Origin of the sequence: Alistipes sp. Marseille-P5061 (assembly GCF_900290115.1) — a bacterium.
GTDB lineage: Bacteria > Bacteroidota > Bacteroidia > Bacteroidales > Rikenellaceae > Alistipes > Alistipes excrementigallinarum.
Map to the genome: position 1 here is coordinate 166,420 of NZ_LT985749.1, position 21,200 is coordinate 187,619.

The following is a 21,200-nucleotide window of genomic DNA, read 5'->3' on the forward strand; positions in this document are numbered from 1 at the left end:
GTCAGAAGATATAGCCGACGCTGAGCGCCACGTTGTAGGAACGGAGTTTGCCCATCACCTTGTCGTTGGGCAGCGCCACATCCTTCTTGCTCGAGAACTGGCCGTTGTAGCGCAGGTCGATGTAGAGGTGGCGCAGCAGCGTGATGCCCGCGCCCACGGTATAGGAGACCGACGGACGCACGCGCCCGAAGTCGAGCAGGTCACCGCCCGACTTCTGCTTGCAGTCGTTGAGCACCGTGAAGACCGGACCGGCGAAGATGCGCACCGGACGGAGCAGCCGCAGCGATGCGAGCACCGGCACGTCGATGGAGTTCGACTTGACGTTGACCTCAGCCTCGCCTTCGGTGCGGATGCGCATCCCCTGGCGGACATAGAGAATCTGCGGCTCGATGGCCACGGCGCCGAAGTTGACCGCCGTCATGATGCCGGCCTGCCAGCCCAGCTTGTTGCGGATTTCGGTCTTGCTCATGTTGGTGGTGAACTCGGGGACGTTCACGCCGCCCATGATGCCCCACTCCACCCGAATCGGAGAGCGCTGTGCCGAGGCCGTCAGAGCGACGACGAGCAGCAGCGAGGTAATCACTATTCTGCGTATCATAATCGTTTCTGTTTTTCGGTTTGTTTCGTTATCGGTTGTTCATCTCTTTCCGGCCGCGCCGCCGCAGCACCACCGAGGCCCAGAGCATGTAGAGGACACACGCCGCCGGGAAGAGCAATCCCCATGCCGCGGCCCCCGTCCAGCGGACAATCGCCCCGCAGACCGGACCCGAGAGGGCGCCGGCCGAGATGGCCAGAATCATCAGCCCGGCCACGCCGTTGGCCTGCTCCGCGGCGACGGCCCGCGTGGCGACGGCGTAGAAGGTGGCGAAGACGCAGGCCAGCGTGAAGCCCAGCACCCCCAGCAGCAGGTAGACCGGCCATACGGAGCCGTGCGGCAGGGCCACCAGGGCGGCGAGTGCCGCGAGGGCCACCGTCATGTTGCCGCCGAGGTACTTCACGTCGGAGCGGCGGGCCAGCACCCACGCGCCGACCAGCGTCCCGACGATGCGGCAGGCGTAGAAGCCCGTCGTGGTGAGCATCGCGTCGGGCGAATCGATGAGCCGCACCGAGAGGTAGCCCACCCCGACATCGGCCGCGATGAAGCAGGCCACGCCGACGGCGCAGAGGAGCACCGTGCGGTTGCCCAGCAGGCGGAAGCTGTCGGCAAGCCCCCGCCGGCCGCCGCTCCGGGCGGTGCGTGCCGCCGCTGCGGGCTCCGCAACGGGTGTCAGCTGCAGCCAGAGCCCGCCCGCAACGGTCAGTGCAGCGTAGAGCGGCAGCAGCAGGCGCCACGAGCCGGTCAGCGCCACGAGCCCCGTGACAATCGGCGCCAGCAGGAGCAGCGAGGTGTTGCGGAAAATCTGCCCGATGGTCAGATAGCTCGTCATCCGCTCTTCGGGCACGATGGTTGCCAGCAGCGGGTTGACGGCCACCTGCACCACCGTGTTGCCGATGCCCAGCAGGCCGAAGCCGACGAAGTACCACCCCAGGGCGCACCCCTCGCCCGCAAGCCAGGGGACGAGCAGCCCGACGGCCGTCAGGGCGTAGCCCAGCAGCGCCGTGGCCTTGCGCCCGATGCGGTTCATCAGCCCCGCGACGGGGGTCGAGAGAAGCAGGAACCAGAGGAAGACCATCGTCGGCAGGAAGCTCACGGCCGCCTGGCGCCCGGCCGGAAACTCGGCGGCGATGCGCCCCGTAATGGGGGCCACAATGTCGCAGAAGCCCATGATGAAGAACCCCATCAGGACCGCTCCGAGCAGTTTTCTGTCCACTTTCTTACCCATCGACACAAGGATATGTTTCGTCAAAGTTACATTTTTTTTCGGGAAAACAACCGCTCCGCCCGATTTTTTACCGCCCGGCGCGGCACTTTCGCCGACTTGCGCGACACTCCGTCCGACCCGGCGCGGCACCTCATCTGGCCCCAAGCAACACCTCATCCGACCCCCGCGACACTCCGTCCGACCCGAGCAGCACTCCGTCCGCCCCTGCCGCATGCGCCGCTGCCGCCGGATGCCTCCCGCGCGCCACGGCAAGAGCGCCCGCACGCAGCGAATCGCTGCCGACCCCCACCGAAGCCGCAGCACGGGGCGAAAATTACGGGCGGAACGTTCTTTTTTTCGCCGATTTTTCGTATATTTGTTTCTAAGGAGCCCGGGCGCAGCCCTTTTCTCAGGGAGAGAACCCGCACGGCATGCCCGAACCGGCTCCGCAACCTCCAAAAACCGCACCGACCATGTTTCTCGCACTCTCCGGCATCACCCTGCCGCTCGAAGACCCCATACTCAAGTTCCTGCTCATCCTGGCCATCATTCTGGCCGCCCCGCTGGTGCTCAACAAGCTGCGGATTCCCTACCTGCTGGGACTCATCATCGCCGGCGCCGTCATCGGCCCCCACGGCTTCAACCTCGTGCTGCGCGACAGCAGCATCATCCTCTCGGGTACGGCCGGACTGCTCTACATCATGTTCCTCTCGGGTCTCGAGATGGATGTCAACGACCTGCGCCGCAACGGCTGGCGCAGCATCGTCTTCGGCCTCTACACCTTCTCGATACCGATGGCCTTCGGCATCCTGGCCGGATACTACATCCTCGGCTTCGCGCTCCACTCCTCCATCCTGCTGGCGGCGCTCTTCGCCTCGCAGACGCTCATCGCCTACCCGATGGTCTCGAAGCTGGGGCTCGCCCGCGACAAGTCGGTGGTCATCGCCGTGGGCGGCACGATGATTACCGACACGCTGGCCCTGCTGGTGCTGACCGTCATCGTGGGCCTCTCGACGGGCAAGGTCGACCAGGCCTTCTGGTACCGGCTCAGCGGCTCGGTGGTGGCCTGCATCGCCGGCATCACGCTGCTCTTCCCGCTCATCGGACGCTGGTTCTTCAAACATTGCAGCGACAACATCGCGCAGTACATCTTCGTGCTGATGATGGTCTTTCTGGGGGCCTTCGCCGCCGAAGCCGCCGGTCTGGAGCCCATCATCGGCGCCTTCCTGGCGGGTCTGGCCATGGGGCGGCTCATCCCGCGCACCTCGCCGCTGATGAACCGCATCGACTTTGTCGGCAACGCCATCTTCATCCCCTTCTTCCTCATCAGCGTGGGGATGCTCATCGACTACCGCGCCTTCTTCAAGAGCTGGGAGACGCTCGAGGTGAGCGCCGTGATGGTCGTCGGCGTCACGGCGGCCAAGTACCTCGCGGCGGTCCTCTCACAGAAGACCTTCCGCCTCTCGCGCGACCAGCGCACGCTGCTCTTCGGCCTGAGCTCGGCCCACGTGGCCGCCACGCTGGCCGCCGTGATGGTGGGCTACAACGTCATCCTGGGCCATACGCCCGAGGGCGAGCCCATCCGCCTGCTGAACGAAAGCGTGCTCAACGGCACCATCCTCATGATATTCTTCACCTGCACCATCTCGACCTTCGCCGCCCAGCGCGGCGCCCACAACATCGCCCTGAGCGGCGGGCGGACGGAGGAGCCCGACGAACACGACGAGCGGATTCTCATCCCGGTGGCCAACGACGAGACGGTCGAGGAGCTGGTGCACCTGAGCACCGCCATCAAGACCCCGCGCGACAAGGGCGGCCTCTTCGCCCTCAACTCGGTGAGCAACCACCTGCAGGACAACGGCCCCGACATCAAGCGGGCCAAGACGGCGCTGCGCATCGCCCAGAAGACCGCCGCCGCGGGCGACTACCCCATCGAGGCGATGCTCCGCTACGACGTCAACACGGTCAACGCCATCACGAGCGTCATCCGCGAGCAGCGGATTACGGACCTGGTCATGGGTCTGCACCACAGCCAGGGGCGCATCGACACCTTCCTGGGCAACACGGCGCAGGGCGTGTTGAGCCAGAACAGCACCATGACGCTCATCTACCGCTCGAAGCAGCCGCTGTCGACCATCCAGCGCCATCTGGTGGTCTGCCCCGCGCAGGCCGAGAAGGAGGCGGGCTTCCCGCGCTGGGTGCACCGTCTGCGCAACATCGCGCGCAACACCGGCGCCCGGATGATTTTCTACGGCACCGAGACCACGCTGCGCTACATCCGCGAACTGAACGGCAAGCGGGCCGGCGAGGCGTCGTACCACACCTTCGACGACTGGGACGAGATGCTCGGCGTGGCCAACGACTCGCGCCGCGACGACTGCATCTGGCTCATCATGAGCCGCAAGGAGCGCATCTCCTACCAGGCGCCCATGAGCCGCATCTCCTACTATCTGAGCACCTACTTCCCCGAACACAGCTTCGTGCTGCTCTACCCCGAGCAGGCCTCGAACACCGAGGCGCACTACCTGGCCTGACGCCCACGGCCGCTCTGCGCGGCAGAGGGACCAAGGTGGAGGTTCCGGAGCAGAGGTTTCGGGAGAGGCTCCAAGAAGAGGTCCCAGGGCGGAGATCCCGGAGCGGAGGTCCCGGAGCGGAGGTCCCGGAACGGAAGTCCCGGGGAGAAGGCTTCGTGGCAGAGGCTGAAGGGATTTTCAGCAACGATGAAAGCCGTTGCGGCCCCTTTTTTGCGGTTCCGGGGGCCAAAACTTTTTTACTTCGCGGATTTACGCTATCTTTGCACCCCAAAACCTACGGAATATGAGTCTTGTAGCAATAGTAGGCCGTCCCAACGTCGGCAAAAGCACCCTCTTCAACCGGCTCGTCGGCCAGCGCCAGGCCATCGTCGACTCCACGGCCGGTACCACGCGCGACCGCCACTACGGCCGCACCGACTGGAACGGCAAGGAGTTCTCGGTCATCGACACGGGCGGCTATACGGTCAACTCGGAGGATATCTTTGAGGACGAAATCCGCCGCCAGGTGCTGCTGGCCATCGACGAGGCGGATGTCATCCTCTTTCTGGTCGAGGTGGCGACGGGCGTCACCGACCTCGACATGATGATGGCCGACATCCTGCGCCGCTCGTCGAAAAAGGTGCTGCTCATCTGCAACAAGGTGGACAACAACGACCAGATTTACCTCTCGCACGAGTTCTACTCGCTCGGGCTGGGCGACCCCTACTGCATCTCCTCGATGTCGGGCAGTGGCACGGGCGACATGATGGACGCCATCCTGGCGGCACTGCCCGAGGATGCGGCGGCCGAGGAGGAGGACGACCTGCCGCGCATCACCATCGTCGGCCGCCCCAACGTCGGCAAGTCGTCGATGACCAACGCCCTGCTGGGCGAGGAACGCAACATCGTCACGGCGATTGCCGGCACCACGCGCGACTCGATTCGCACGCGCTACAACAAGTTCGGCATGGACTTCTACCTGGTCGACACGGCCGGCATGCGCAAGAAGGGCAAGACGATGGAGGACCTCGAGTTCTACTCGGTCATGCGCTCCATCCGCGCCATCGAGAACTCCGACGTCTGCATCCTGATGCTCGACGCGCAGCAGGGGCTCGAGTCGCAGGATTTGAACATCCACAACCTGATTGTCCGCAACCGCAAGGGGTGTGTCATCGTGGTCAACAAGTGGGACCTCGTGGAGAAGGGAAGCAACACGATGAAGGAATGGCGCGACTTCCTGATGAAGCGGCTCGCACCGTTCAACGACATTCCGATTATCTTCACCTCGGTCATCAACAAGCAGCGCATCCTCGAGGTGCTGCAGACGGCCATCCGGGTCTATCAGTCGCGCAAGCGGCGCATCGCCACCTCGGAGCTCAACGAGGTGCTGCTGCCGCTCATCGAGAACTACCCGCCCCCCGCAACCAAGGGCAAGTACATCCGCATCAAGTACGTGACGCAGCTCCCGACGCCGACGCCGCAGTTTGCCTTCTTCGTCAACCTGCCGCAGTACATCAAGGAGCCCTACCGCCGCTTCCTGGAGAACAACATCCGCGAACACTGGGATTTTTCCGGTGTCCCGCTCCAGATTTACTTCCGGCAGAAGTAGACCGAGACCGCACCCGTTGCAGCCCGGCTCGTTCCGCATCTGGAAAAATCCCATATTGACATTCCCCCTTTGTCCCCCTTTGGCAAAGGGGGATTTTTTATCGTCCGCCTTCTCGCCGCGGCCCGGCACCGGGACCCGGCCCCGGTCCTGCTTTCCCGCTGGCCGAAAGCCTCGGTGTCCCGCTCCAGATTTACTTCCGACAGAAATAGCAAGGGCAACGTGAACAGCACCAGAGCTCATCCGGAAAGAACCCGTATTGACATTCCCCCTTTGTTCCTCTTTGGCAAAGGGGGATTTTTTGTTGCCCGCCTCCTCGCCGCGGCCCGGCACCGGCCCCCGGACACCCGACCCGGCTTCCCCGCCGACCGATGAGCCCCGGCGTTCCGCTTCTGATTGCTTCCAGCAATGGTCACACATCGCAACACGGCAACCGCCCTCTGCGAGAAAGCGTATGAACGAATTGCCCGACTTAGAACACTCAAATAGGACATTATCCATCAAATAATCGAGCCGACCAACACTGTATGAAACAGCTCAGGAGCATATTATTTTAATCCGAAGCCATAAGATTTGGCCTACATTTGTTGAATACGCTGCAATTGTCTAATTTTAGGGCTCACGTGAAGAAATATGCTTCCCGCGAATCAAACCATTCATCGATAAAAGTTGAAATGATGGATATATATCCTGTCCTTTGCAACAAAAAGCAATATCTCGATTTACTGCTCCTCGCCGACGAGCAGGAGTCGATGATTGACCGCTATCTGGAACGCGGGGAAATGTTCGTCCTGGCTGAAAACAGCGAGGTCAAAGCTGCATGCGTTGTAACTGAAGAAGGCAAAGGCATCTACGAAATCAAAAATATTGCGGTCTATCCACAGTTCCAGCACCGGGGGTATGGGAAAAGATTGATATTTTTTCTTCTGGAGCACTACAAGGCTCGATGTCACACAATGCTTGTCGGGACCGGAGAATCTCCCGAAAACCTCTCCTTCTACAAGCAATGCGGATTTGTCTATTCACACCGGATACCTGATTTTTTCACGGATAATTACGACCATCCCATTTTTGAAAAGGGCAAACAATTGAAAGACATGATTTACCTGAAGATAGCCATTCATTAACAAACAGGTCCGTATCCCTTTCAGGGCACGGACCTGTTTCATGTTTTTCCCGGCAACGATGTTCCGACAAATCTACGAAGAGAGGTCTGCCGGAGCAAACGCCGCTACTCGGCGATGATTTCGAAGATGCGCAGGGCGCCCTCCAGCTCGACGCGGGCGGCTCCCGACTCAAGCGTGAGGCGGAAGAGAGGTGCATCGACGTGCGTCTCGGACAGCAGCGTTCCGTCGGCCGCATACTGACGCACGCTCGCGGGCGCAGCATCGGCATCCGGCTGCAGGAGCATCGTATACCCCTTCGCACCGGCAGGCACCCCGAAGCGGAGCGCGCCGTCGAGCAGGAACGAGGTCGACGGGTTGCGGTCGAAGGCGTAGAGCGCCGCCGTCAGGTCGTCGGCCTCGACCTCGAAGCCGAGCCGCTCGGCCCGCACGGGGTTCACCTCGAACGAACGCACCGAGGCCCAGTGCGTGCGGGGCGACTCCAGGCGGCGCAGGCGCACGTAACGTGCCGGCACCGGCTCACCCGTCCAGCGGATGTCGTAGACCGTGCGGAGGCTGTCGCCCAGCGCCGTCCACTGCCGGCCGTCCACCGAGGCCTCGACCAGCGCATGGTCGAAGAAGTCGACGTCGTCGACCGAGTTGCGGCCCTGGAGGATGGCCACCTCGTGCACGTCGCGCACGCAGCCCAGGTCGGCGCCAATCCAGTCGCCATCCTGCTGCGAGACGCCCGACGTGTAGTGCGTCGTCGAGTCGTGGTCGAACATCAGCTTGCTGAGCGTCGTGCGCAGGTTCTGGAACGACCCGATACCCTTGCACCCGGCGGGTTTCTCGCCCGTGAGCCGCTCGAAGAGGCCCGAGGCCATGTCGTCCATCGCCTGCTCGTAGAAGGGCTGGAGCTTCATCGTGCCCGACTTGTGGGCCTCGTAGGCCTTCATCTGGTCGGGCGTCATGCGGTTGGCGACGTAGGCGGCCCAGAAGGCGGCATCGTCACCGCCGGCATAGAGCTCCATCAAATCGAGGGCGCGCAGGCAGCGCTCGCCCAGCTTGCCGAACTCGACGAGCCACGGCCGCAGCTCCGCCAGCAGCTCCTTGTTGGCGCACTGCTCCATCCGGGCCGGCACGCGCACGACGCGCTCCAGCTCGGCACGCAGCGCCGCAGCCCGCTCGGGCGTACGGTCGGCCAGACGGAAGGTCTCGGTCTCCCACGACTCGTCGCGGCGGTAGCCCGTCTCCGTATCGCACGAATGGATGGCGAAGGTGCGGTAGGCGTCGCGCACCTCGGGCGCAAGGAGCGCAAGGCCGCGCTCCCAGTTGTCGATGGGGTTGTAAGCGGCGACGTTCCACGTATAGTCGGCCACGCCGTAGAGAGCCAGCTTCGAGGCCTCGCCGTGCTCCATGGGGTTGCTCACCAGACCGCACAGGTCATCGGCCGTGAGCGTCGTATCGAGGCCGTAGACGGGGCCCTGCATCAGGATGTGGCGCACGTAGTCCGTCACCGGGTAATTCCACCAGTAGAAGGCCGGCCGGCGGATGCGCGAATTGACCCACTCCAACGTCTCGGGCGTGAGGTCGCTGCAGACGACGTCGCCCGTCCAGAAGACCGCCACCGAGGGGTCGAGCGTCCGGCCGTAGATGGCCAGGCTGCCCTGCGGCGTGGGGTTGGCCCAGAGCTTCGAGTAGTCGGTCGGGCAGACCGTCAGCGGCGTCACGTCGCCCTTCACCCGGACGAACTCCTCGTTGAGACGGTTGAGCAGCTCGGTCTGCCGCTCGGGGTTGGTACCCTCACCCGAGATGTCGTCGAAGAAGATGGCGAACGAACGGACGCCGAGGTCGTACATCCACTCGAACTTGCGCACCAGATTGGCGTAGTCCTCCTCGTTCCACTTGATGTCCTGTCCCGGGTGGATGGCCCAGACGAAGTCGACGCGGTTGCGGCGGCACGCCTCGACCAGCTCGCGGATGTTGCCCGCCTCCTTCTCGGGATAGGGCAGCCGCCAGTTGGGGCAGCTGTGGTAGGGGTCGTCCTTCGGGCCGTAGATGTAGCAGTTCATCTTGAAGCGGCCGTAGAAGTCGATGAGCGAGAGGCGCACCTCATGCGACCAGGGGGTTCCGTAGAAGCCCTCGACCACGCCGCGCAGCGGCAGGTCGGGATAGTCGTTGACCTCCACCGCGGGGAGCGTACCGCCGGCCGCAGCGGGCGAAGCGACCAGCTGCCGGAGCGTCTGGATGCCGTAGAAGGCACCCCGCTCGTCGTAGCCCACAATCGTAATGCCCTTCTCACCGACGCTCAGTGCGTAGGCTCCCGAGAGGGGCTTCACGCCCGCGCGGGCAGCCGCCTTGGCGCCGAAGTCGATGTCGACCACGGGACCGCGGCGATTGGCTTTGAGAAAGTCCACGTCCTCGGAGAAGGCCTTGCGGCGGTCCTTCACGGCAACGCCGCGCGAAAGGTCGAGCCGCTGTGCGGCGTTGACCTCGAGGCTGTGAGGCATGGGGTTGATGATGATGCCGCCGTGGTCGACCACGTGGCCGGGGACTTTGCGTACGTCCTGCGATTCGGAGCGCTGCGACGTGAGGTCGAAGCCCTCCTCCTGGGCCTGCAGCGGGCACCAGCAGACAAGGCCGGCGGCCAGCAGCGAGAGCAGTTTTCTGAAGTTGGTCATGTTTTTACCTGGGTTCTTAGGTTGAATAAAATAAGCAATTTGGGGTTCGGATTTCGGGTCTCGGGCCCGGAGTCCTATCGGAGGCCGGGAGCCGGGTCCGGCGTCCGGCGTCCGGTTCGGGGCTCAGAGGCTGGGCCTCCGGGGCCTGGGGCCGGGATTCTGGGGTGGGCCGGGGTNAACAACAAACAATGCAACTATGCGTGACTCCAAGGTATGCTGCGTGAGTATTTGCATGCTTTCAACTGAGGAGCGGTAGTGAGGCGAAGGGCAATAGTCGGCAGTTGTTTTTTTTTTGAAGTAGCCCGGGCTCAACGGAGAGATGCCCTATTCGTCGGCAGCGTCAGATGTGTATAAGAGAAGAGGCAGCGAGGAGGCCTCTGCCGAGGCTCCGCCGCCGCGACGATGGCGCCGTCCTCCGCGGTGACGCCGGCGGCGGGGCTTCTCGCCTTCGGTCGGAGCGGCGCCGGCCGCTACCGGGTTCGTCGCCGCAGCATCGGCCGCAGCCGCGGGACGATCGTTCGACGTCGGCGCCCCGGCGCTGTCGGCCGGGCGCTCGTCACGTGGCGCCGAGCTGCTCGAACGCGGCTTGTCGCGCAGACGGTCGCGGCGTCCGCGCCCGTGGCCGCGTCCGTCGCCCCCCTTGCTGCGGCTGCGGCCTCCGCGGCCGCCCCGCTTGCGGCTCTCCTCGGGCTCGTACTTCGGCCCCTCGCCCACGCTGGCGGGAAGCTCCGCCTTGCGGATGTCGCGCTCGATGAACTTCTCTATCTGGTGGAACTTGCCCTGCTCCTCCTCGTTGACGAAGGTGATGGCGCTGCCCGTGGCGTCGGCTCGCGCCGTACGGCCGATGCGGTGGATGTAGTCCTCGGGGTCGTGAGGCACGTCGTAGTTGATGACCAGTCCGATGTCCTCGATGTCGATGCCTCGGGCCACGATGTCGGTGGCCACCAGAATGTTGACCCGGTTGTTCTTGAAGGCGAGCATCACCTCCTCGCGCTGCGCCTGCTCCAGGTCGGAGTGCATGGCCGCCACGTTGAGCTTCATGCGCTTGAGCGTATGGGCCAGCTCCTTGACCTTCATCTTCGACGACGAGAAGATAATGGTCTTCGACTCCGACGGCTTGGCGAAGAGCTCGCGGATGATGCCCAGTTTCTGGCTCTCGTAGCAGATGTAGGCCGACTGGTCAATCGCCTCGTTGGGTTTCGAGATGGCGATGTTGATTTCGGCCGGGTTGCGCAGGATGCTCTTGGCCAGCTCGCGGATTTTGGGCGGCAGCGTGGCCGAGAACATCACCGTCTGACGCTCGCGCGGCAGGTAGGAGATAATCTTCAGGATGTCGTCGCTGAAGCCCATGTCGAGCATGCGGTCGGCCTCGTCGAGAATCAGGCACTCGACGTGCGAGAGGTCGACGCCGCTGTTCTGCAGGTGGGAAATCATGCGGCCCGGGGTGGCAATCACCACGTCGGAACCCATCAGCATGCCCCGCTTCTGAATGTCCCAGCCCTTGCCGTCGCCGCCGCCGTAGACCACCGTGGTCGAGACGGGCAGGTAGTAGGAGAAGCCCTGGAACTGCTGGTCGATTTGCTGCGCCAGCTCGCGCGTGGGGACGATGATGAGCGCCTTGACCACGTTGTCCTCGTTGCCCTCGATGAGCAGCCGGTTGAGCAGCGGCAGCGTATAGGCCGCCGTCTTGCCCGTACCGGTCTGGGCGCAGCCGATGATGTCGCGCCCCTCGAGGATGACCGGGATGGTCTTCTCCTGCACGGGGGTCATTTCGTGAAAGTTCATATCGTACAGACCGTCGAGGATTTCATCCTCCAAATCCAGTTCGTCGAATCGCATGAATCGTAAATTTTATATTAAAGGTACAACAATAGGGTTTGTTCCCGGAGTGGCTCCGGGAACACGGCTCCGCCGCGTCACGGGCGGCGGAGTGCGGCGGCCGCTCAACGCTCCGCCCCGGGCTGAGGCTCCCCTGCCGGAAGCTCCTCGCCCAGCAGCGTGGCGGAGGTGCAGCCCGTCACGCGCACGCGCACGTAGTCGCCGATGCGGTGGTTGCCCCGGTCGAAGACCACCACCTTGTTCTGCGACGTGCGGCCCGAGAGCTGGCCGCTGTTGCGCTTCGATTCGCTCTCGACCAGCACCTCGAACTCGCGCCCCACGTCGCGGCGGTTGCTCTCGAGCGAGAGGTCGTTCTGCAGGGCGATAATCTCCTGCAGGCGGCGGCTCTTCACCTCGTCGGGCACGTCGTCCGGCAGGTTGCGCTGGGCGAAGGTGCCCGGGCGCTCCGAGTACTTGAACATGAAGGCCCACGAGTAGCCCACCTCGCGCATGAGCGAGAGCGTGGCGGCATGCTCCTCCTCCGTCTCGCCCGAGAAGCCGGCAATCAGGTCGGTCGTGATGGCGCAGTCGGGCATGTAGCGGCGGATGGCGGCGATGCGGTCGAGGTACCACTCGCGCGTATACTTGCGGTTCATCCGCTCGAGCATCGAGGTGGCTCCCGACTGGGCGGGCAGATGAATCGCCCGGCAGATGTTGGGCATCGAGGCCATCGTCTCGAGCAGACGGTCGCTCATGTCCTTGGGGTGCGACGTGGCGAAGCGCACGCGCAGCAGCGGCGAGATGGAGGCCACGCGGCGCAGCAGCTCCGGGAAGTCGACCTCGCCGGCGCGGTACGAGTTGACGTTCTGCCCCAGCAGCGTCACCTCGCGGTAGCCGTTGTCGAAGAGCGACTGCGCCTCGGCGACAATGGTCGCCGCATCGCGGCTCCGCTCGCGGCCCCGCGTATAGGGGACCACGCAGTAGGAGCAGAAGTTGTTGCAGCCGCGCATGATGGCCACGAAGGCGCTCACGCCGTTGCGGTCGAGCCGCACGGGGGCGATTTCGGCATAGGTCTCCTCGGTCGAGAGCAGCACGTTGACCCCCTTGCCGCCCGCCTCGGCCTCACGCACCAGCCGCGGCAGGTCGCGGTAGGCGTCGGGGCCCGCGACGACGTCGACGCCCCAGGGGCCCTCGAGCAGCTGCTCGCGCAGCCGTTCGGCCATGCAGCCCAGGATGCCGACAATGAGCCCCGGACGCGCCTTGCGGTAGCGTTTCAGCTCGTTCAGACGCCCCCAGATGCGCTGTTCGGCGTTGTCGCGAATCGAGCAGGTGTTGATGAGAATCACGTCGGCCTGCTCGATGCGGTCGGTATAGACGTAGCCCTCGCGCTGCATGAGCGAGACGACAATCTCCGAGTCACCCACGTTCATCTGGCACCCGTATGTCTCGACGAAGAGCTTCCGCCCGGTGCCCTGGAGCGGTCGCAGCGAATTTACTTGAATTTCCAATTGTTTCATTACCGGTTTATAGCGTTTGGACCGCGCGTCGGTGCGCCGTCACTCCGCCTGAATCGTATCGGCGTCGGGCAGCGGTTTGAAGCCCTCGCCGTAGGTGTCGTAGGCATCGGTCACCACCACGAAGGCGCGCGGGTCGATGGAGCGAATCTTCTGCTCGACCAGGCGCACCTCCTTGCGGCTCACCACCAGGAAGATGACATCCTTCATCGCTTCGGTGTACATGCCCTTGCCCTTCAGGTAGGTGGCGCTGCGCTCGAGGTCCTCGAGGATGAACTGGCGCAGCTCCTGGTGCTTGTCCGTAATGATGAAGAGCAGCTTGTCGTACGAGGCGCCGTCGAGCATGTAGGCGATGACGCGCGAGGTGATGTAAATCGTGATGAGCGAGTAGAGCGTCAGCATCCAGCCGGCGGGCTCCGCCTCGGCCGTACCGATGCCGAAGCCGATGACCACCAGACCCGACAGCACCACCGAACCGTCGGCCAGCAGGATGCCCGTCGAGAACTTGAGGCCCGCGAACTTCTGGAGCAGCATCGCCACGATGTCCGTACCGCCCGTGGTGGCCTGCTGCCGCACGACGATGCCCTGGCCCACGCCGATGACCACGGCGCCGATGACGCAGGTGAGCAGCAGGTCGTTCGACAGGTCGAGCCGGCCGCCGAGCAGCAGCGCCGGGTCGAGGCTCTCGACCGCCGCCGCGTCGGGATAGACCAGCCGCGTGAGGATGTTCATGTAGCCGGGCGTGAAGAGCGCGGCAAGGACCGTTCTCGTACCGAACTGCCCTCCGAAGATGAGCATGGCGATAATCATCAGCGGCACGTCGAACATGTAGCCGAAGGTACCCACCTGCACAGAGGGGAAGATGTTGTGGAGCACGATGCCGAGGCCGTAGACGCCTCCGGGCACGAAGTTGTAGGGATTGATGAAGAGCACGAAGCCCGTACCCATGACGGCGCATCCGAAGAATATCAGAAACCACGAACGCCACCATGCCCACGACCCCATCGGTTCGAGAAAAGCCTTAGTATTCATATCAGGTCAATTTTTAGATGTAGCGCAAAGTTACTCAAATCCGCCGAATTTGCCAGCTCCCGCAGGCGGATTTTTCGACCGGGGCTTCCGTTTCCCGAAAATTTTATTAAGTTTGCATTATCAACCCGCAAAACGAACCGACCATGATATTGACATACTACTGCGCCATCACCATGATAATCATTGCCTATCTGCTCGGCTCGATTCCGAGTGCCGTGTGGATTGGCAAGAAATACTACGGCATCGACATCCGCGAGCACGGCTCGAAAAACGCCGGAACGACCAACATGCTCCGCGTGCTGGGCAAGCGCGCCGCCCTTCCGGTCTTCGCGCTCGACTTCCTGAAGGGATTTCTGGCCGTGACGATTTTCGAGATGCTCAAATACGACGTCCACGTCGGTGACAACGACCTCATCAATCTGAAGATTGCCGCCGTCATCGCCGCCGTGCTGGGCCACATCTTCCCGATTTTCGCCGGATTCCGCGGCGGCAAGGGGGTTGCCACGCTGGTGGGGGCCATCACGGGCATCTACCCCCCGGTGGCGCTGCTCTGCTTCGGCGTATGGCTCGTCGTGCTGATGATTTCGCACTACGTCTCCCTCTCGTCGATGGTGGCGGGCTGCTGCTTCCCCGTCTTCACGCTCATCTCGCCCAAGGTGAACGACTCGGTGCCCTTCGTCGTCTTCTCGTTCGTCATTGCCGTACTGCTGCTCGTCACCCACCGCAAGAACATCGAGCGGCTGCTCCACGGCACCGAATCGAAAATCTACATCTGGAAACCCCGACCGCCCCACGAGGACCAGACGCCGCCGCAGGCGTGAGCCGGCGTGCAGCGTGCGGCACTCCGTTTGCAGCATGACTGCATCATGCGGCACGCTCCGGCGTGAAAAACGCCTCAACGCGCACGCGCGCATGCGCGCGCGAACGCAATCAGACAAGGTAGGCCCGAAACAGGCGCAACCGCGCGCGGAAGGCTCGCCCGGCCGCGGATGCAGCGCCCGGGGCGACAAAACCGGAGCCGGCAGAGACGATGCTCCGCAATCGGAGCATGCGGGCAGACCGCGTCCCCGCTGACCCCCTGTCGAGCGAACCGGCCCCACGGGGGAGGGTTCCGCAGACCGAAACAGATACGACCATGTTACAAGAGAACCTGATTAAGATTTACGAACAGAGCTTCCGCGAGAATCGTGAGATGGCCGCTCTGACCGACTACTTCAAGAAAGAGGAGTTTTCCTACTACGAGATGGCCAAGGAGATTGCCAAGCTACACCTGCTCTTCAAGAAGGCAGGCATCAAGCGCGGCGACAAAATCGCCCTGGTAGGACGCAACAACCCGCGGTGGTGCATCACCTATATCGGAACCATCACCTACGGCGCGGTCATCGTCCCCATCCTCCAGGACTTCACCCCGGCCGACATCATCCACATCATCAACCACTCGGAGAGCCGCCTGCTCTTCCTGGGCGACAACTACTGGGACAACATCGAGGAGGACCAGATTCGCCAGATTGAGGCGGTCTTCTCGCTCACCGACTTCCACGTCATCTACGAGCGCGACGGCAAGTCGCTGAGCAAGTACCAGAGCAACATCGTCAAGAACTACCGCTCGAAGTATCCGCGCGGATTCAGCATCGACGACATCAGGTACCCCGACATACCCAACGACCAGGTCATCCTGCTCAACTACACGTCGGGCACCACGGGCTACTCGAAGGGGGTCATGCTGACGGTCAACAACCTCACGGGCAACGTCCTCTTCGCCATGACGGCGCTCAACACCCGCACGCAGACCCGCTACTTCCAGCGGGGCGGCCGCACGCTCTCGTTCCTGCCGCTGGCCCACGCCTACGGCTGCGCCTTCGACTTCCTGGCACCGCTGGCCGTCGGCGGCCACATCACGCTGCTGGGCCGCATCCCCTCGCCCAAGATTCTGCTCGAGGCGATGGCCGAGGTCAAGCCCACCATCATCTGCTGCGTGCCGATGATTCTCGAGAAGGTCTACCGCAAGCAGGTGCTCCCGCTGCTCGAAAAGGGTCCCATGTCGATTGCCATGAAGATTCCGCTGCTCAACTCGGCCATCCATTCGGTCATCCGCCGCAAGCTGATGGAGGCATTCGGCGGCAACGTGCTGATTTTCATCGTAGGCGGTGCCCCGATGAACCAGGAGACCGAGTCGTTCCTCATGAAAATACACTTCCCCATCACCATCGGCTACGGCATGACCGAGTGCGCGCCGCTCATCAGCTTCACCCCCGACAACGAGTTCAAGGCGGGCTCGTGCGGCCGCTACCTCCATGGCTTCCTCGAGGTGAAAATCGACTCGCCCGACCCCGAACATACGGCCGGCGAGATTCTCGTCCGGGGCGAGAACGTCATGAAGGGGTACTACAAGAACGAAAAGGATACGAACAAGGTGCTCACCCCCGACGGATGGCTCCACACGGGCGACATGGGGACGATGGACCCCGACGGCACGCTCTACATCCGCGGCCGCTCGAAGACGATGATTCTCGGCGGCAACGGCCAGAACATCTACCCCGAGGAGATTGAGGACAAGCTCAACAACATGTACCTGGTGCTCGAATCGCTGGTGCTCGACTCGGGGAACGGCCGCCTGCGGGCGCTGGTGGTGCCCGACTACGAGCAGGCCGAGAAGGAGGGGGTCGACAAGAACGACCTGCCCGCCATCATGGAGAACAACCTCAAGGAGCTCAACACGCTGCTGGCGGCCTACGAACGCGTCAACTCGATTACCATCTACCCCACCGAGTTCGAAAAGACCCCCAAGCGGAGCATCAAGCGCTACCTCTACACCACGGCGCTGCTCGACTGACCCCGCCCCGCACCCGTGCGGCAACGCTAAAACCGCCCCGGATAATCCGTACGGCACGGCGCTGCAACGCACCTCCGCCCCGCACCCGTGCGGCAATGCGACAACGGCCCCCGGACAATCCGCGCGGCAACGCACTTATACAACGGACCTCACCCCGCGCCCCGTGCGGCAATGCACTTATACAACGGACCTCCGCCCCAGGGACGGACGGTCCGTTTTTTGCGGAATAATCGCTATCTTTACGGCATGAAAATCACGAAAAAGCAAGCCATCGGCGAGAACCTGCTCTACGTGATGGTCTGGCTGGCCATCATTCTGGTGCCGGTGCTCAACTCGCAGATGATGTCCGAGCTGCACATCAGTCTGGAGAACGTGCTGATTGCCTGGCGCAAAATCGCCCCCTACCTGATTGTCTTCATCGTCCACAACGCCATCATCGCCCCGCGGCTGATGCTCCGCCACCGCTATGCGCTCTACCTGGTGGTGAATCTACTCTTCATCATCGCGGTCTTCTGGGCCGTGGACCTCTACGACCAGTACTTCTCCACCCCGCTGCTCTTCACCGAGGAGGAGCCCTTCGACGAGCACCGCAAGGCGTCGTTCACCGACCTGGAGCTCTACTGGAACGTCGTGCTGGCGCTCTTCATGACCGGCGCCAACTCGGGCATCAAGCTCATGTACCAGTCGATTCGCGACGAGCAGGAGATGGAGGAGCTCAAGCGCCAGAACATGCAGGCCGAGATGGACTACCTCAAGTACCAGATTAACCCGCACTTCTTCATGAACACGCTCAACAACATCCACGCGCTGATTGACATCGACCCCGAGTGCGCCAAGGATGCCGTCATCGAGCTCTCGAAGATGATGCGCTACGTGCTCTACGACTCGGGGCGCGAGGTCATCCCGCTCAGCCGCGACATCCAGTTCCTCGAGAACTACATCGAACTGATGCGCATCCGCTATACGGACAACGTCGAGATTCGCCTCGACTACCCCCGTCCGCTGCCCGACGGAGTCTCGATTCCGCCGCTGCTCTTCATCGTCTTCGTCGAGAACGCCTTCAAGCACGGAGTGAGCTACAACCGCCGCTCGTTCATCCACATCGAGATTGCCTGCACTCCCGAGCGCGTGACGGGCACCATCGTCAACAGCCGCAACCCCGAGAGCGGCAACCGCCCGACGGGCATCGGACTGGAGAACGTCCGCAAGCGGCTCGAACTCATCTACGGCCCGCGCAACTACACGCTGCACATCGACGAGCAGCCGGATACCTATACCGTACAACTCGTAATACCGACCCTGCATGCTTAAGTGTCTTGCCATCGACGACGAACCGCTGGCCCTGCGACAGCTCAAGGCCTACATCGCCAAGATTCCCTATCTGGAGCTGGCAGCCCTGTGCAACGACGCGCTCGAGGCACAGGAGTTTCTCGCCACGCACAGCGTCGACCTGATTTTCGTCGACATCAACATGCCCGACCTCAACGGCGTGGACTTCGTCCGCTCGCTCACCCAGAGGCCGATGGTGGTCTTCACGACAGCCTACTCGGAGTATGCCGTCGAGGGGTTCAAGCTCGACGCCGTCGACTACCTGCTCAAGCCCTTCAGCTTCGCCGACTTCAGCCGCTCGGTCTCGAAGGCCAACCAGCTCTACGAGCTGCGCCACAACCAGCGCACGGCTCCGGAGGCCGAAGCGGAGGCGGCGCCCAAGGACAAGGAGTATATCTCGGTGAAGGCTGACTACAAGGTTTCGCTGGTGAAAATCAGCGACATCGTCTATCTTGAAAGCGAGGGGGAGTACGTGCGGCTCCATCTGGCCGACGGTTCGAGCATCACCACCCTCTTCCGGCTCAAGAACATGGAGGCGGCGCTCCCCTCGGAACACTTCATGCGGGTGCACCGCTCCTACATCGTCAATCTGAAGTACACGCGGGCCTATGTCAAGGGGCGCGTCTATCTGAGCGACACGGAGTATGTCCCCACCGGGGAGAACTACAAGGAGGCCTTCCAGGCCTATATCGACCGCACGTTCCGGAATCTCTGACCGCCCGCCCGGCTTCGCACCGACCGCCGGCACCTCCAACAGTCGCCGGCACCTCCGACGGACGACGGAACAGCCGACGGACGACGGAACAGCCGGACAACCTGCACACCGGACATCCGGCATACCGCCCGCCTCCGCTTTCTCGGCGGAGGCATTTTTCTGACAAACTTCAAGAGGGGGGCAACTCCGCCCGGTCGGCCTCAGAGGACCGGATTTCCGGGCTCTTCCGGCTTTGCGCCGGCGGCCGACACCTCCGGCGCCCCGCACGAGGCGTCGTCCGAAGAATCACTCAGGTCGGGAAAGGCCCCGAGCGGCAGGCACTGCCCGTCATGGCAGGCGTAGCAGTAGTGGTTCAGGCCGTTGGTGAGCAGGATGTAGCGAGCGCCGAGCACCGAGTTGTAGCGCACGGCCTGGGCGAGCGTACGCCCGTCGAGCTTCACGTCGGGGGCCTTGCATTCGGCCAGCAACAGCGGCTGTCCGGCCGCATCGACCACCACCACGTCGGCCCGCTGCGGCTGCCCGTTGAGCCGCACGGGATACTCCTGCACGATGCGCTTGGCGCAGGCGCCGCACCGCTCCACAAGGAAGACGAGCAGATGGCGGCGCACCCACTCCTCGGGCGTCAGCACCAGATAGCACCCCCGCCACTCATCCCACACCTCGGTCTGCGCACCCTGCCGGCGGGCGCGGAGCTTCACGGGCGGGAAATTGAGTTTGGGAGGCCGCAACATGGGAGTTCCAAAAAAATTAGTATCTTTATGCGCACAAATATACGAATTCCCATGCGAACTCTTCTTGTAACCATAGCCCTTTTTTTGCTCACGCCGACGCTCCGCGCCCAGCAGCTCCCCGCCTCCTTCGGCAAGGAGGCAACGCGCGGCGAGGTGGTCGTCTACCCCACCCAGGCCGAGGCAACGGCGGGTGAGCGCAGCTCGAAATACCTCACGCGGCTCGAAGGCTGGACGCGCGAGGGCAACCGCTTCACCACCCCCTTCACCGTCCCCTTCGCCTGGGCCAATCGCCAGGTGCTCTTCCACATCTCGGCCGCGACGGCCGACTACGAAGTCTACGTCAACGGTAAGCAGGTGGCCTATAACGCCAACAGCTGCAACCCCGCCGAGTTCAACATCACGCGTGCCGTCCACGAAGGGCGCAACACGCTCGAGGTGGTGCTCTCCAACCCCTCGCCCCTCGTTCCGCTCGAGAGCTGGCGCGAGGAGTCCGCGCAGGCCGCCATCGGTCAGACGTGGGTCATGAGCCAGCCGACGATGTACATCCGCGACTACTATGCGCGCACGTGGCTGAGCGACACGACGGCCATGGCCGAGATTACGGTGGTGGTCAAGAGCGGGGCGCTCAACCCCCGCACCTCGCGCGTATACTGCGAGCTGCTCGCCCCGTCGGGCGAACAGGTCCTCTTCGACCACAAGGAGCTGACGCTCGATATGCGCCGCGAGGATACGCTCCGCTTCCTGACCCCGATTCCGAAGAACCTGCTCTGGAGCGACGAGCTGCCGACCCGCTACACGCTGCGGCTCCGCACGCAGCACGAGGGGCGCTACGGCGAGTATATCGAGGCGAAGGTGGGCTTCCGCGCCCTGGAGTGGCGCGAGGGACGGCTGCTGCTGAACGGGCAGCCCGTCACGCTGCGGACGGCCGAGGTGGCCCCCTACATCCAGCCGCAGGAGCTGGCCCTGCTGCGCGAGCAGGGTTACAACACGCTCCGCGTCAAGGCGGGGGCCGAGGTGCCGGGATTCTACAACACATGCGACGCGATGGGCCTTATGGTCATCGCCCAGGCGCCGCTCAACACGAGCCGCAGCGGCAATTCGCGCCGCAAGGGGGGCAACCCGACCAACGACCCGCGCTGGAAGGGGGCCTACATCGAGCGGACAACCGACAGCTACTACTCGGCGCGGCGCCATTGCTCGGTCATTGCCTTCTCGCTGGCCGAAAATTCGTCGAACGGCACCAACCTCTACGATTCATACTTGACAATGAAGCAGTTGGGCGACGAACGGCCCGTCATCTACCCCGCAGCAGAGGGTGAATGGAACACGGACCTGGTGGTGACGGAGTGAAAAAAATGCATTTTTTTAAAAAAAATCGTGCAAATATTTTGGAGATATGAAAATTCGCCGTATATTTGCACTCGCAATCAGGAAATGATTGATGCCTCTCTAGCTCAGTTGGTAGAGCACGACACTCTTAATGTTGGGGTCCAGGGTTCGAGCCCCTGGGGGGGTACCAAGGA

General features: G+C 63.1%; 15 protein-coding genes and 1 tRNA gene. 9 read left to right on the forward strand and 7 right to left on the reverse strand.

The genetic code is table 11. From position 1 onward, the window contains the following. Position 1 precedes the first annotated feature (1 nt). The gene (locus C8267_RS04635) at positions 2 to 598 is read right to left on the reverse strand and encodes a porin family protein (protein WP_106633854.1); all 597 of its coding nucleotides are present in this window, start codon (positions 596 to 598) and stop codon (positions 2 to 4) included. A 28-nt stretch (positions 599 to 626) separates the two neighbouring features. After that, a complete protein-coding gene (locus C8267_RS04640; protein ID WP_106633855.1) occupies positions 627 to 1,823 on the reverse strand; it encodes an MFS transporter in 1,197 nt (398 codons plus the stop codon). A 452-nt stretch (positions 1,824 to 2,275) separates the two neighbouring features. Between C8267_RS04640 and C8267_RS04645 the strand changes: the two genes are divergently transcribed. The 3 genes from C8267_RS04645 to C8267_RS04655 all read left to right on the forward strand — a co-directional run bounded on the left by C8267_RS04645 (position 2,276) and on the right by C8267_RS04655 (position 7,048). Continuing rightward, on the forward strand, positions 2,276 to 4,336 hold the full coding sequence (locus C8267_RS04645; protein ID WP_106633856.1) for a cation:proton antiporter: 2,061 nt from the start codon (positions 2,276 to 2,278) through the stop codon (positions 4,334 to 4,336). A 283-nt stretch (positions 4,337 to 4,619) separates the two neighbouring features. Beyond that, positions 4,620 to 5,924: a ribosome biogenesis GTPase Der gene (gene der, locus C8267_RS04650; RefSeq protein ID WP_087361372.1), complete on the forward strand. Its 1,305-nt coding sequence runs from the start codon at positions 4,620 to 4,622 to the stop codon at positions 5,922 to 5,924. A gap of 671 nt (positions 5,925 to 6,595) precedes the next feature. After that, positions 6,596 to 7,048 (forward strand): GNAT family N-acetyltransferase, encoded by a 453-nt coding sequence (locus C8267_RS04655; protein ID WP_087361374.1) that lies wholly within the window; start codon positions 6,596 to 6,598, stop codon positions 7,046 to 7,048. A 104-nt stretch (positions 7,049 to 7,152) separates the two neighbouring features. On the opposite strand, the gene C8267_RS04660 is transcribed toward C8267_RS04655, so the two are convergent. The 4 genes from C8267_RS04660 to C8267_RS04675 all read right to left on the reverse strand — a co-directional run bounded on the left by C8267_RS04660 (position 7,153) and on the right by C8267_RS04675 (position 14,069). Continuing rightward, positions 7,153 to 9,705 carry a beta-N-acetylglucosaminidase domain-containing protein gene (locus C8267_RS04660; protein ID WP_106633857.1) on the reverse strand — a complete coding sequence of 851 codons (2,553 nt, stop codon included), beginning with the start codon at positions 9,703 to 9,705 and terminating at the stop codon, positions 7,153 to 7,155. A gap of 324 nt (positions 9,706 to 10,029) precedes the next feature. Beyond that, the gene (locus tag C8267_RS04665; RefSeq protein ID WP_106633858.1) at positions 10,030 to 11,544 is read right to left on the reverse strand and encodes a DEAD/DEAH box helicase; all 1,515 of its coding nucleotides are present in this window, start codon (positions 11,542 to 11,544) and stop codon (positions 10,030 to 10,032) included. Positions 11,545 to 11,648: 104 nt separating this feature from the next. Beyond that, positions 11,649 to 13,040, reverse strand: a complete 1,392-nt coding sequence (gene miaB / locus C8267_RS04670) for a tRNA (N6-isopentenyl adenosine(37)-C2)-methylthiotransferase MiaB (protein WP_087361380.1) — start codon at positions 13,038 to 13,040, stop codon at positions 11,649 to 11,651. Positions 13,041 to 13,079: 39 nt separating this feature from the next. Next, complete coding sequence (locus C8267_RS04675; protein ID WP_106633859.1) at positions 13,080 to 14,069, reverse strand: YitT family protein; 990 nt, start codon at positions 14,067 to 14,069, stop codon at positions 13,080 to 13,082. Positions 14,070 to 14,212: 143 nt separating this feature from the next. Here C8267_RS04675 and plsY point away from each other — a divergent pair, with 143 nt between their 5' ends. The 4 genes from plsY (at position 14,213) to C8267_RS04695 (ending at position 18,946) form a co-directional block, all read left to right on the forward strand. Further along, positions 14,213 to 14,890, forward strand: a complete 678-nt coding sequence (gene plsY / locus C8267_RS04680) for a glycerol-3-phosphate 1-O-acyltransferase PlsY (protein ID WP_087361384.1) — start codon at positions 14,213 to 14,215, stop codon at positions 14,888 to 14,890. A gap of 314 nt (positions 14,891 to 15,204) precedes the next feature. Then, positions 15,205 to 16,902 (forward strand): AMP-binding protein, encoded by a 1,698-nt coding sequence (locus C8267_RS04685; RefSeq protein WP_106633860.1) that lies wholly within the window; start codon positions 15,205 to 15,207, stop codon positions 16,900 to 16,902. A gap of 246 nt (positions 16,903 to 17,148) precedes the next feature. Beyond that, positions 17,149 to 18,213 (forward strand): sensor histidine kinase, encoded by a 1,065-nt coding sequence (locus tag C8267_RS04690; protein WP_106633861.1) that lies wholly within the window; start codon positions 17,149 to 17,151, stop codon positions 18,211 to 18,213. Then, the gene (locus C8267_RS04695) at positions 18,206 to 18,946 is read left to right on the forward strand and encodes a LytR/AlgR family response regulator transcription factor (RefSeq protein WP_106633862.1); all 741 of its coding nucleotides are present in this window, start codon (positions 18,206 to 18,208) and stop codon (positions 18,944 to 18,946) included. Before C8267_RS04690 ends, C8267_RS04695 begins: the two co-directional genes overlap by 8 nt. Positions 18,947 to 19,146: 200 nt before the next feature. On the opposite strand, the gene C8267_RS04700 is transcribed toward C8267_RS04695, so the two are convergent. Beyond that, positions 19,147 to 19,644 carry a type I restriction enzyme HsdR N-terminal domain-containing protein gene (locus C8267_RS04700; protein ID WP_317046020.1) on the reverse strand — a complete coding sequence of 166 codons (498 nt, stop codon included), beginning with the start codon at positions 19,642 to 19,644 and terminating at the stop codon, positions 19,147 to 19,149. 84 nt (positions 19,645 to 19,728) lie between these two features. On the opposite strand from C8267_RS04700, the gene C8267_RS04705 reads away from it, so the two are divergent. Further along, a complete protein-coding gene (locus C8267_RS04705; protein ID WP_106633864.1) occupies positions 19,729 to 21,027 on the forward strand; it encodes a glycoside hydrolase family 2 TIM barrel-domain containing protein in 1,299 nt (432 codons plus the stop codon). Between the two features lie 93 nt (positions 21,028 to 21,120). Beyond that, positions 21,121 to 21,196: transfer RNA gene (locus C8267_RS04710), tRNA-Lys, on the forward strand. Positions 21,197 to 21,200: the final 4 nt, after the last annotated feature.

Bases quoted from the DNA above. Each gene is read 5' to 3' on its own strand.
- C8267_RS04635 (WP_106633854.1), bottom strand. From the start codon at position 598: ATGATACGCAGAATAGTGATTACCTCGCTGCTGCTCGTCGTCGCTCTG.
- C8267_RS04640 (WP_106633855.1), bottom strand. From the start codon at position 1,823: ATGGGTAAGAAAGTGGACAGAAAACTGCTCGGAGCGGTCCTGATGGGG.
- C8267_RS04645 (WP_106633856.1), top strand. From the start codon at position 2,276: ATGTTTCTCGCACTCTCCGGCATCACCCTGCCGCTCGAAGACCCCATA.
- der (WP_087361372.1), top strand. From the start codon at position 4,620: ATGAGTCTTGTAGCAATAGTAGGCCGTCCCAACGTCGGCAAAAGCACC.
- C8267_RS04655 (WP_087361374.1), top strand. From the start codon at position 6,596: ATGATGGATATATATCCTGTCCTTTGCAACAAAAAGCAATATCTCGAT.
- C8267_RS04660 (WP_106633857.1), bottom strand. From the start codon at position 9,705: ATGACCAACTTCAGAAAACTGCTCTCGCTGCTGGCCGCCGGCCTTGTC.
- C8267_RS04665 (WP_106633858.1), bottom strand. From the start codon at position 11,544: ATGCGATTCGACGAACTGGATTTGGAGGATGAAATCCTCGACGGTCTG.
- miaB (WP_087361380.1), bottom strand. From the start codon at position 13,040: ATGAAACAATTGGAAATTCAAGTAAATTCGCTGCGACCGCTCCAGGGC.
- C8267_RS04675 (WP_106633859.1), bottom strand. From the start codon at position 14,069: ATGAATACTAAGGCTTTTCTCGAACCGATGGGGTCGTGGGCATGGTGG.
- plsY (WP_087361384.1), top strand. From the start codon at position 14,213: ATGATATTGACATACTACTGCGCCATCACCATGATAATCATTGCCTAT.
- C8267_RS04685 (WP_106633860.1), top strand. From the start codon at position 15,205: ATGTTACAAGAGAACCTGATTAAGATTTACGAACAGAGCTTCCGCGAG.
- C8267_RS04690 (WP_106633861.1), top strand. From the start codon at position 17,149: ATGAAAATCACGAAAAAGCAAGCCATCGGCGAGAACCTGCTCTACGTG.
- C8267_RS04695 (WP_106633862.1), top strand. From the start codon at position 18,206: ATGCTTAAGTGTCTTGCCATCGACGACGAACCGCTGGCCCTGCGACAG.
- C8267_RS04705 (WP_106633864.1), top strand. From the start codon at position 19,729: ATGCGAACTCTTCTTGTAACCATAGCCCTTTTTTTGCTCACGCCGACG.